This is a genomic window from Pleurocapsa sp. FMAR1 (genome assembly GCF_963665995.1).
Classification (GTDB): Bacteria; Cyanobacteriota; Cyanobacteriia; order Cyanobacteriales; family Xenococcaceae; genus Waterburya.
This window is the reverse complement of the sequence record NZ_OY762512.1, coordinates 1,002,596-1,014,564: the sequence shown is the minus strand read 5'-3', so window position 1 is coordinate 1,014,564 and position 11,969 is coordinate 1,002,596. Positions and strand designations below refer to the sequence as shown.

The 11,969-nt window shown below is 40.6% G+C and carries 9 protein-coding genes; 6 read left to right on the top strand and 3 right to left on the bottom strand.

The window, feature by feature from the left end; all coding sequences use genetic code 11:
- Positions 1-94: 94 nt before the first annotated feature.
- The 3 genes from SLP02_RS04985 to SLP02_RS04975 form a co-directional block, all read right to left on the bottom strand.
- Positions 95-1,228, bottom strand: a complete 1,134-nt coding sequence (locus SLP02_RS04985) for a CO2 hydration protein (RefSeq protein ID WP_319419547.1) — start codon at positions 1,226-1,228, stop codon at positions 95-97.
- Positions 1,229-1,283: 55 nt separating this feature from the next.
- Positions 1,284-2,735 carry an NADH-quinone oxidoreductase subunit M gene (locus tag SLP02_RS04980; protein WP_319419546.1) on the bottom strand — a complete coding sequence of 484 codons (1,452 nt, stop codon included), beginning with the start codon at positions 2,733-2,735 and terminating at the stop codon, positions 1,284-1,286.
- A gap of 77 nt (positions 2,736-2,812) precedes the next feature.
- Positions 2,813-4,705, bottom strand: a complete 1,893-nt coding sequence (locus tag SLP02_RS04975) for an NAD(P)H-quinone oxidoreductase subunit F (RefSeq protein ID WP_319419545.1) — start codon at positions 4,703-4,705, stop codon at positions 2,813-2,815.
- A gap of 1,073 nt (positions 4,706-5,778) precedes the next feature.
- Here SLP02_RS04975 and SLP02_RS04970 point away from each other — a divergent pair.
- From SLP02_RS04970 to SLP02_RS04945, 6 genes are all read left to right on the top strand, one after another.
- Complete coding sequence (locus tag SLP02_RS04970) at positions 5,779-6,090, top strand: carbon dioxide-concentrating mechanism protein CcmK (protein WP_019504424.1); 312 nt, start codon at positions 5,779-5,781, stop codon at positions 6,088-6,090.
- Positions 6,091-6,195: 105 nt separating this feature from the next.
- Positions 6,196-6,534: a carbon dioxide-concentrating mechanism protein CcmK gene (locus SLP02_RS04965; protein ID WP_319419544.1), complete on the top strand. Its 339-nt coding sequence runs from the start codon at positions 6,196-6,198 to the stop codon at positions 6,532-6,534.
- A gap of 20 nt (positions 6,535-6,554) precedes the next feature.
- Positions 6,555-6,863 (top strand): EutN/CcmL family microcompartment protein, encoded by a 309-nt coding sequence (locus tag SLP02_RS04960; protein ID WP_319419543.1) that lies wholly within the window; start codon positions 6,555-6,557, stop codon positions 6,861-6,863.
- A gap of 181 nt (positions 6,864-7,044) precedes the next feature.
- Complete coding sequence (locus tag SLP02_RS04955; RefSeq protein ID WP_413467333.1) at positions 7,045-9,138, top strand: ribulose bisphosphate carboxylase small subunit; 2,094 nt, start codon at positions 7,045-7,047, stop codon at positions 9,136-9,138.
- Positions 9,139-9,251: 113 nt separating this feature from the next.
- On the top strand, positions 9,252-9,905 hold the full coding sequence (locus SLP02_RS04950; protein WP_319419541.1) for an LbetaH domain-containing protein: 654 nt from the start codon (positions 9,252-9,254) through the stop codon (positions 9,903-9,905).
- Between the two features lie 609 nt (positions 9,906-10,514).
- The gene (locus tag SLP02_RS04945) at positions 10,515-11,930 is read left to right on the top strand and encodes a form I ribulose bisphosphate carboxylase large subunit (RefSeq protein WP_319419540.1); all 1,416 of its coding nucleotides are present in this window, start codon (positions 10,515-10,517) and stop codon (positions 11,928-11,930) included.
- Positions 11,931-11,969: the final 39 nt, after the last annotated feature.

Sequence of the window (11,969 nt, the reverse complement as noted above, 5' to 3'; positions counted from 1 at the left end):
TGATTGTTGTTGGTCAAGACAGGGAATAGATTTTAAGGAGTGATTTGTTTAAAATACTTTTTAAACAAAATTGCTCTCAGGTCTGAGATACCGCCTAAGTGTTTACTTTAGTAAGTTGAGTTTCTATGATGCGATTTAGCCAACCTTTAAGATATTGACGATTGGCAATTTGTTGTTCTGGATCTTTCGTATCTAAAGGATGAGGTGCTAGCCCTTGAATTGCAGCGGTGGTAACACAAAACATTGATTTCTGGAAGCTCTGACAGATTTGCACTCTAATATCTCCTTCTCCACGGGGACTTTGACGATAAATTTGACGTAAATAGTCAGGTAGAAAATGTCTCATGTCCTGCATCAGCAAAGTTGGAGGAATTCCTGCACCGCCAATTGGCAAAGGATCTGCAAATAATGCTCCATAGTTAAACATACCAAGATCGTAGGGAATTTCGTACGCCTGAGCATTGTAGGATACTGTACCTGTAAAGGGAGTGCCTCTAAAGAAAATCGCCTCTACATAAGGGACTGCGGTATCAGCTAAAAAAGTCAATCCTGCTGATTTGGGAATAATGTCGTATTTCTGGTTACGAAGCTTTACCGTGTAAGTAATTGGTCGGGTGGCATCGGCAACCAAACCATCAAGAATAAATTTCACCACATCAGGAATGGATTTGATCTCACCGCGATCGTAGCTATCAGATAATTCTAAGAAAATATCGCTCATTACTCGCCAAAATTGCCCTAATCCACTGTAATAAGCCATCTGGCGCATTTGCTCAGGCAAAAAGTCTTTAAATGCTTGATGGAGAATTAGCATTAAAGGATTGTATTTGTAATAGGCTTCGATCAATTTTTCAGCTTGAGCCGTAAATTCTGGAGTATCAAGATAGGCATCTAAACCACCGCCACCATGCCAAAACATAGACTTCATACAATATTCTGCATACTCATAATTGATGCGCCTGTGCCAAAGAAATTTAGCAACCTTTTCAGCATTAACTTCCCCATTGAAATATTTAAATAGGGGAAACAACTTCAAAAATTGAGTATTAGCGATATAGCAAAGATTAATGGAATAAGCATCAAGAACTATGCCGTAACTTTTGAGGATACCGACAACCTCCACTAAATTTTGGGGAGAATCATCAAGCAAAGCATTTCCTGTTTCTAATCTAGTAATATACTCGTCTACTAAACGAGACTTGGAGCGTCTAACAGAAGTACTAACCATAACTATCTTATAAATTGTTTTGTTTAAATCAGTGATTGAGTTTCAAAGATGAAGCTTAACCGCCTGTTAATAGAGCAACCGCCTGTACTTCGCTCCAGTGAGTTACCCAATCTGGCTTGATACCAAAAGCAATAATTAGCAAGAGTAAAACAAAAGCAGGAACGTGTTCTTTCCATTGCACGGGAGGTAGATTTGCTAACCCAACGGTAAGGCGACCAAAAAAGACTTTGTTAATTACTAATAAAAAGTAAACTGCCGTTAAGCCTGTCCCCACTAAGCATAGAAGGGTGGGAATGGGGAAAATAGGAAAACTGCCTCTAAACACGAGAAATTCTGAGATAAAGCCCACCATTCCAGGTAAACCAGAGCTTGCCATCACTCCTAGGATCATTAATCCGCCAGTAACAGGCAGTCCTTTTTCGGGGTTTAGTAAACCTTGTAAGACATCCACATCCCGTGAACCAGTTTTTTTGTAAACCATGCCCACAAGCAGGAAAAGAAAAGCAGAAATTAATCCATGACTTACCATCTGAAATACTGCTGCGCTCATGCTCAAGCGGGTCGTAGCGGTTGCTGCCAAGAGAATATATGCCATATGAGCAATCGAAGAATACGCGACCACTTTTTTCATATCTTTTTGAGCGATCGCACAAGAAGCTCCATATAAGGCACTAATCCCCGCTAAATAAGCTAGCCAAGGAGCAAGATAAACCCAACCTTCTAGGAATAAACCAATTCCAAAACGCAATAGGGCATAAGTACCGAGCTTTAGCAGTACTCCAGCCAGCAGCACAGATATGGGAGTTGATGCTTCTACGTGGGCATCAGGTAACCAGGTATGAAAAGGAAAAATCGGAATTTTAATAAATACGCCAATTAAAAGCGGTGCCAGCAATAGTAATTGGCTGTTTAAAGGTAAAGTATGCGATCGCAAGATTAAATAATCAAAGCTGGTTTCGCCAGTCAACCATACCAAACCCAAAAACGAAGCCAGCACTAAAATCCCCGATAAGGCAGTGTAAAGCAAAAACTTCATGGCTGCATAACCCCTTCTCGCCCCACCCCAAATAGCAATTAGGAAGTAGAGGGGTACAATTTCTAACTCATAAAACAAGAAAAACAGCAGTAAATCTTGAGCCAAGAATGCACCTGTTGCCCCACCACTAAGCAGAAACAGCATTGCATAATATAACTTGGGTCTTTGAATGGCGGGGCTAGTAATAAAAATAGCGATCAAAGTCAAAAGGCTATTAAGCAGCACCAAAGGAAAAGAAAGACCGTCAATTCCCAGATGATAATTTAAACCAATCCATTCAATCCAGGGAATGTCTTCGGCGAACTGTAAACCAGACTGCTGAAAGTCGAACTGAAGACCCAGGACTAAATTTACGCTTAAAATACTGACTGCCGTAATTACGGCGACGCTACGGATATTTTTATCTTTAATTGGAGTAAAGCCAATTATGGCTGCGCTCAAAAAAGGAATGAGGATTAAGGCACTGAGCATAATTTTGATGATTTTCGGAAAAACCGATTAATCTAAATGTTTTAAAAAATTGACTAACGGTCACAGCGACTTTATCACTACATAGACGACCAGTAATTAGTCACTATTGACCACTGACCATTTAGCATTGACCACAACATCAGCCCAATGCCGATCACAATCGTGGCAAGATAAAACTGAGATTGTCCAGTAGTGTTGTATTTTAGGGCATTACTGCTAAAAATCGTGGCGATACTGACTAAATTAACTGCACCATCAACTATGTAGCGATCAACCCAGGAGGTAAATTTAGCCACAGTAGAAACGGCTGCGATTACCGTCACTTCGTAAAGTTTATCTATATAAAAATCATATGCCAGCAGATCTTGGAAAAATCGCAGGGTAAGGTTGCTAGATCTTGCCCAAGCTTTACGCACTTTCATGGTTGAAGCAATTACACAGCCTAATACCCCAGAGGCAATGAGCAACGGTACGGCATATTGATTGATTAATTCTGGCTGTTCGAGAGCTAAAGGTGTATTGGGACTTAACCACAAAGACCACTTTAGGGGCGCAAAAGTAGTCAGAATAGTAACCACCATCAAAGCCACCATCGGTACCGCCATTTGCCAGGGAACTTCAGGTGCGCGACGAGTTTTAACCTTTGGTTTGCCGAGAAAAATAACTCGGAACAAACGGGTTAGATTAATAGCTGAAAAGGTATTAACAAACATTACTATCAGCAGTAACCACCAGTCTACATCCCAAGCTCCACTAAACCAGCGTTGATAAGTCCAGAACATACCTAAGGGGGCAAAACCAATTAATCCTGCTGCTCCTGCTAAAAAAGATAAGCTAGTTGCAGGCATTCTCGACCATAAGCCCCCCATCTCGGTCACGTTTTGATTGCTAGTAGTCAGAATGACTGACCCCGCACTCATAAACAGCAAAGCTTTGGAAACCGCATGGCAAAACAAGAGCAAAAAAGCAATATCAACCTGTCTTAAGCCCACCGCAATAAAGACCAGACCCATATAGGCACTAGTAGAATGAGATAAAGCTCTTTTAATATCAATTTGAGCGATCGCCATCAAAGATGTGCCAATGGCAGTAACCGTACCAATCAGAATTAAGGCAGAAGCAGAAACTGGTGAAAGGGTTGTTGCTGGTTCTAATTTGATTAAGACATAAGCTCCAGCTGAAACTACAATGGAGTTACGGATTATACCCGCAGGATTTGGTCCTTCCATCGCTTCATCTAGCCAAAGATTGAGGGGAAACTGAGCGCACTTACCAATGGGTCCTGCAATCAAAGCCAAACCTAGAAAGGCTGCCACGGTAGAATCTAGCTGATTTACTTCTACCCATGTATCCAACTGAGAAAAACTTAGTCCTTGTCCGTAAGTAGAGAGAGCTACTATGCCCATCAACAGGACAATATCTCCTACTCTCTTAGTCAAAAAGGCATCCCTAGCAGCAGTCACCACTAAAGGCTGGGCATACCAAAAACCGACTAAAAGATAGGTAGAAAGGGTCAAAGCTTCCAAAAGACAATAGCTCAACAGCAAACCATCACTAATAGCTAAGCCCGCTAATGACGTTTCAAAAAATCCCATAAGGGCAAAGAAGCGTGCTAAAGACCAGTCTTTCTCCATATAGCCCAAGGCATAAATCTGTACTAAGAGACTAATACCAGTTACCAGTTCTAAAGCTCCAAAACTAACGGGAGATATTTCAATTGATAAGGTTAAATCCAAATCAGCAACCTGTAACCAATGAAAAACAAACTGCTGAGCTTCTGTTTTCCATATAAGGTTAAAAATTAATGAGCCATGAATAAATCCCACCAAAGTCATCAAGATATTGAAGTAGGCTGCTGGACGTGGCCCTGTTTTGCGAATAATTCCTAAAGACCAAGGTAGGGTTAAAACCGCCCCCGCTAGGCTATACAAGGGAATTATCCAGGAATTTTCAAATAAAAAGTCAGTCATCAAAACTGTCTAGGAATATTAGACAACGCCAAAATTTATAGTTATTAAGTATTTTTTATTAGCTAACAAGTTAGCTGCATCAACGGTGATTCAATACTTTTGTCAAACTTTAATCTTACCAGCTATTATGCTCCCAAATACTATTTAAATTTGCTATGGGCTTATTCAAATACTTTAGTGAGAGCAATTAAGTTAGGGCGGGTTTAGCAAACTCTCAAACTCTTCGAGTTTTACAACCATCTGTCTAGCGTTGGCGAGATAACTGTCAAAATAATAAAATAATTTATTCCCTATTCGTGGGCTAACTTTTTTGGCAAATGAGGCTTATTTAGATTAAACAGTTTGTTTGTGCCAAATCTTTGTCAGGAATAATTCAGACTACCTATTTACTGAGTATTTATACCCTAATTTTAGTCGTCTGATGGTAAAAGCCTGCCTGATTATGTTTTGACGACTATATTCTTTACGCTAGAGTTTGCTTTATATTTCTTGAAGTTACATTTGTACACAGGTTTTAAACGGTCTAATAACAGATATTATAAATAAATTATAAAAAGTAAGTTGCCTAGCATGACAAAGGACTGTTGGCAATTTCTGACAGCCGTTTTTAAAACAAGCATTAATTATCATGAACAATCAAATTAAAAAATATAATCATGTTTTATGTTGTCAAAGGAGTCACGGTTATTTATGCTTGTTTATGGATGGGTAAATTAATCAACACAAGTTTTTCTAAATGTGCCTACTTAGTCAGAGCTGTGTAAACAGTTATGAAGCATAAATTTAGAGAAATTTCAGAAATTCATATTCAATATGAACTAGAAAATAAGTTTAATAATTGCCACCAAGCCTGTAATAGCAACAAAAGCTATAGGAATAGGTCGTTATCTCTTGTTTTTGTGTTCACCCACTTTTTATATTTGGTTTGAAGAGAGAAAGATAGAAAATGCCGATCGCAGTAGGAATGGTTGAAACTTTTTTCAGTCTCAATCCAAAAACAGTTAATTAAACACAATTGGCGATTCCTTGGCAAAAACACTAAGGTCAATCCCAAACTATAAAGGAGTAAAAATATGTCAATTGCAGTTGGAATGATTGAAACACTAGGCTTTCCTGCGGTAGTAGAAGCAGCAGACGCTATGGTAAAAGCAGCCCGTGTCACTTTAGTCGGCTACGAAAAAATTGGTACAGGTCGTGTAACCGTAATTGTACGAGGAGACGTATCGGAAGTTCAGGCTTCTGTTGCCGCGGGTACAGAAAACGTAACTAGAGTCAATGGTGGACAGGTTCTTTCTACCCATATCATTGCTCGTCCTCACGAAAACCTAGAGTATGTTCTCCCTATTCGTTATACAGAAGAAGTAGAACAGTTTCGCACCTATTAAATAGTAACCACCAGCCCTGGCTGGTGATCTATGTAGTTAACCAAGGCGATCGAGCTTATCCATAGTTTACTAAGTCGCCAACCAATACAATTCAGGAGTAAAAATATGTCAATTGCAGTCGGAATGATCGAAACACTAGGTTTCCCCGCGGTAGTAGAAGCAGCAGATGCCATGGTCAAAGCAGCCCGTGTCACTTTAGTCGGCTACGAAAAAATTGGTACAGGTCGTGTAACCGTAATTGTACGAGGAGACGTATCGGAAGTTCAGGCTTCTGTTTCTGCGGGTACAGAAAATGTTGCCAGAGTCAATGGTGGACAAGTTCTTTCTACCCACATCATTGCCCGTCCTCACGAAAACTTAGAGTATGTTCTACCTATTCGCTATACAGAGGCTGTAGAACAGTTTCGTGAAAGTGTAAATCCTCGTCCTCTGAGAAGACCATAAATTAATTTAGGCAGTATGGTATGCAGATAGCCCAAGTTCGTGGCACAGTAGTTAGCACTCATAAAGCTCCTAGCATGAGAGGGATTAAGTTGCTTCTGGTTCAATATATAGATGAAGAAGGGCAGCTTTTACCTGAATACGAAGTGGCAGGAGACTTGATCGGTGCTGGTGTGGATGAATGGGTTCTAGTAAGTCGAGGTAGCGCGGCTCGTATTGAGGCTGGTCAAGAATCCAAACCACTTGATGCCACAATTGTCGGCATCATAGATACGGTCAATGTAGACCGCAATGCTCTTTACAGTAAAAAAGAGGCTGAACGCCTGTTGTAAGATTAAAATTCACAGCAGGAAGTGACCGTAGAAGGCAGTCAGCGCAGCGCGAAAAGCCGTTGCGGGGGTTTCCCCCGTTGAGGCTCCATACGCAAGAAGACACCGCCTTTTTAAGGCGATGTACCGCTGACTTTTGACTATTAGAGAAGATGGCGAAGTTAGTTTAGGAGGAATAAAAGTAATGGCAGTCCGCACTAAAGCGGCTCCCCCCACCCCCTGGTCGGATGACCTGGCAACACCACAAGTAGATAAAAGTGCTTACGTACACTCTTTCTCCAGGTTGATCGGAGATGTGAGGATAGGAGCAAACGTATTTGTTGCCCCAGGAAGTTCAATCAGAGCCGACGAAGGAACGCCTTTTTATATTGGTGCAAGCACTAATATTCAAGACGGTGTTGTAATTCATGGCTTGGAGAAAGGTCGGGTAGCTGGTGATGATGGCAATGATTATTCCGTTTGGATTGGTAAGAATACCTGTATCACTCATATGGCGTTAATTCATGGTCCAGCCTATATCGGTGACGAGTGCTTTATTGGCTTTCGCTCGACGGTATTTAATGCCAAGGTTGGAGATGGCTGCATTATCATGATGCACGCTTTGATTCAGGATGTGGAAATTCCTCCAGGCAAATATATTCCTTCTGGCGCGGTAATTGTCAATCAGCAGCAGGCTGAACGCTTACCAAATGTCATAGATAGCGATCGCTCTTTTGCCAACCATGTTGTCGAAGTTAACGAAGCACTTTTAGCTGGCTATCAGTGTGCCGATGATGATGCCTGTATCAACCCCAAAATGAAACAGGCTGGCAAACGTAGAAGGACAGATAAAAATCTGACTTCTAATGTTAATAATGAAAATGATTATATAAAATCAGTAGGGAATATGAATTTAAGTTCAGATATTAGTAATCAAGTGCGATCGCTACTGGCGCAAGGCTGTATCATCAGCACTGAACACGCCAACAGCCGTCGTTTTAAAACTAAATCATGGCTAACTGGTGAGAAAATTGAAAGCCGTAATCAAGGTCATGTAATGGCTGAATTGGAGTCGGTACTCACGGAGTACCAGGGAGAATACGTCAGAGTAATTGGCGTAGACCCCAAAGCCAATAGAAGAGTGGTAGAGATGGTTGTTCAACGACCCGAAGATACTCCAGGTGAAGGAAAAATTAGAAATGTTGCCAATCATAATCGAGGTCACAACCGCAGTGGCAGAGATCGCTCTAGCCATAGCACTAACGGTAGTGGCAGCGTCAACGCCGATGCTTCTCAACAGATCAATAGCTTGGTTTCTCAAGGCTGTAGCATTGGTATCGAACGTGCCAGCAAACGTCGCTTTAAAACCAAATCTTGGCTAACGGTTGGGCAAGTTCAAGGTGGTAGCAACAAGGTATTTGATGCTATTGAGAAAACTATCGCGGAATATCCAAACGAATATGTCCGCATTGTTGCTGCTGATAACCATGTTAAAAGAAGAATGGCGGAAATAATTGTGCAGCGTCCTGGAGAAGCTCCTGTGCAGTCTTCTAGAAGTTCTTCTGGTTCTAACTACAGTAATGGTAATGGTGCTAGAGCTAGTTACAGCAGTAACGGTGGTAGCAGCAGCAGCAGTTTAGATTCAGAGGTAGTTCAGGAAATTCGCTCTTTGTTGGCTGCTGGTTATCAAATTGGTTCAGAACACGCCGACAAACGACGTTTTAAAACTAAATCTTGGAAAAGCTGTTCTCCCATTGATAGCGATCGCGAATCAGAAGTTGTTGCAGCTTTAGAACACTGTTTGGCAGAACATTCAGGGGAATATGTCCGTATGCTGGGCATTGATTCTCAAGCTAGGCGTAGAGTGGCAGAAACTATCATCCAAAGACCTGAGGATAATCCTCCAGCCAAAGACAAAGTTAATGGCAATAGAAACGGTAATAGTAACGTCAAGGATCGAGGCTACTTTGTAGCTAACTACACCAACGACAATAGTAAAAATGGTCGTCCTGCTCACTATAACGATTTCAGCCAAAAACTTCTTAGTAATGAAGCTGTTCAAGAAGTACGTTCTTTATTAGCTGCTGGCTACAAAATTAGTACAGAATACGCAGATAAAAGGCGTTTTAAAACCAAATCTTGGAAAAGCTGCGCTCCTATAGACAGTCGCAATGAGTTGGATGTAGTTGCTTCTTTAAATGTTTATTTGGCAGAACACAATGGTGAGTACGTCCGTTTGTTAGGAATCGATCCCAAAAGCAAAAAAAGAGTGGTAGAAACTATTATTCAACGTCCCTAAATTACTACTATAGAGGTTGCATTCATTACTCTGTTGGACAAAAGAGCAGTTATTTGTCTTATACGCTGGAGAAAAAATAGCTGTTCTTGCGCCCACGATCAAAATACTACCCAATGATTTATTTACCACCACCGCAACCTGTATTAAATAAAGACATACGTATTAGCGGTGATGTTGAAATTCACCCTACTGCTTCTTTGGCACCAGGAGTTATCTTGCAAGCTGCTCCTGAGCGCCGAATTGTTATTGGTGCAGATGCTTGTGTTGGTATGGGGGCAATTATCAATGCTTGTCAGGGTTCAATTGAAATTGGGAATGGTGCTATTTTAGGTTCTGGGGTTTTAATAATTGGTGCCAGCAAAATTGGTAATAATGCTTGTATTGGTACTTCTAGCACAATTTTTCAAGAAAATGTCGAGGCAATGAAGGTAATTGAGCCTGGTTCAATTATTGGTGATCTGTCTCGTAAAGTGAGCTTAAGTGAGAATCAAAAACAATCTAATTCTCAAAAGTATAACAACAATAGCCATGGAGTAAATGGTTATAAACCTAAAACTCAACCCAACCAGACAATAAGCCAAGATTTTTGGCAAGATAGTCCTTCTGCTTCATCTACTCAAGAAGAAAATCGAGCAGAAACATCTGTTGAACTTGTTGCCAAGCCAAATAAAGTTCCTGTAGTTGGGCAAGTTTATGTTAACGAACTTTTAGTAACCTTATTTCCTCACAGTAAAGGTTTGAATTCAAATTCTGGTAATTCAAGTTAATAAAATACGCTTAACGTAAATTGGCTTTGTTAAAAATTTGTAGTTTCGTAGCTCTTAGCTTTAAGACAGTACGTAGTATTTAAATTTAACTAGATCGACACAACTTTTAGTTGATGTCGATTTTATACTTTAGGTATTATTTACTGTTGTTATTAAAGATGACTATTGTTTTATGAAAATAGCCCTAAACAGCAGTTTTTAAGGCACGAAAAATCTAATCTAACAGTAATAATAAGTAAAAATGCTTAGCAAAAAATTGATTTGATGTGTGAAGAAAAAGCAATAAGCTAAGTTAATAAAGAAAATATTAATAATTCTTAACATTCTTAGATTGCTTTTAAAAACTCATTAGTTTAATTAATCTAATTGAAAAAATAATCAAATTAGAAACAAGAGTAAAATACACAGAAAAAATTAATATCCGTGATATTCTGATAACATAAGAAATTGCGAAAAGAAGCAGCTAACTATGCTATCTTGAGCAAAAGTTTTTTAAGACCGCGAGATATCTTTCTACTGATTTTTTTTAACGGTAATAGAGTCTGTAAGACAAGTGACTCTAAATGAAAGTAAAAATTAAGCGTTTTATTTATGGAGGAATGACAAAACATGGCAACTAAGACAGGTGCTGGATTTAAGGCTGGTGTACAAGACTATCGCCTAACCTATTACACCCCAGACTACACTCCCAAGGATACAGACCTTTTGGCTTGTTTCCGTATGACCCCTCAACCTGGTGTACCAGCAGAAGAATGTGCTGCTGCAGTAGCTGCTGAATCTTCCACTGGTACTTGGACAACAGTATGGACAGATGGTTTAACAGATCTCGATCGCTATAAAGGTCGTTGTTATGAAGTTGAACCAGTTCCTGGTGAAGACAATCAGTATTTCTGTTTTGTCGCTTATCCGATGGACTTGTTTGAAGAAGGTTCTGTAACCAACATTCTTACTTCTTTGGTAGGTAACGTATTTGGTTTCAAAGCCCTGCGGGCATTGCGCCTAGAGGATCTGCGGATTCCTGTAGCCTTGATGAAAACATTCCAAGGACCTCCTCACGGTATCACCGTGGAAAGAGACTTGTTAAACAAGTATGGTCGTCCTTTACTAGGTTGCACAATCAAACCTAAATTAGGTCTATCTGCTAAAAACTACGGTCGTGCAGTTTATGAGTGTCTTCGCGGTGGTCTAGATTTCACCAAAGATGACGAAAATATTAACTCTCAGCCTTTCATGCGCTGGCGCGATCGCTTTCTGTTTGTCCAAGAAGCAATTGAAAAATCTCAAGCAGAAACTAACGAAGTTAAAGGTCACTACCTAAACGTAACCGCTGCTACCTGCGAAGACATGATGGAACGTGCTGAGTTTGCCAAAGAAATTGGTAGTCCTATCGTTATGCATGATTTCCTTACAGGTGGTTTTACCGCTAACACTACCTTAGCTAAGTGGTGTCGTAAAAACGGTGTGCTACTGCACATTCACCGTGCAATGCACGCTGTAATTGACCGTCAGAGAAATCATGGTATTCACTTCCGCGTACTTGCTAAGTGTCTACGTATGTCTGGTGGTGACCACCTTCACTCAGGTACTGTTGTCGGTAAACTGGAGGGTGAACGCGACATCACGTTAGGTTTTGTTGACCAAATGCGTGAAGACTATGTAGAAGAAGACCGCTCTCGCGGTAACTTCTTTACCCAAGATTGGGCTTCCATGCCTGGTACAATGCCTGTAGCGTCTGGTGGTATTCATGTATGGCATATGCCTGCACTAGTAGAAATCTTTGGTGATGATTCTTGTCTACAGTTTGGTGGTGGTACTTTAGGACACCCTTGGGGTAATGCTCCTGGTGCAACTGCTAACCGTGTTGCTCTAGAAGCTTGTGTTCAAGCTCGTAACGAGGGACGTAACCTAGCTCGCGAAGGTAACGACGTTATCCGTGAAGCTTGCCGTTGGAGTCCTGAACTTGCAGCAGCTTGTGAACTTTGGAAAGAAATCAAGTTCGAGTTTGACGCTGTAGATACTCTCTAAAAAGCGCGAATAGTTTTTTATGAACAGCTAGCAGTTAGA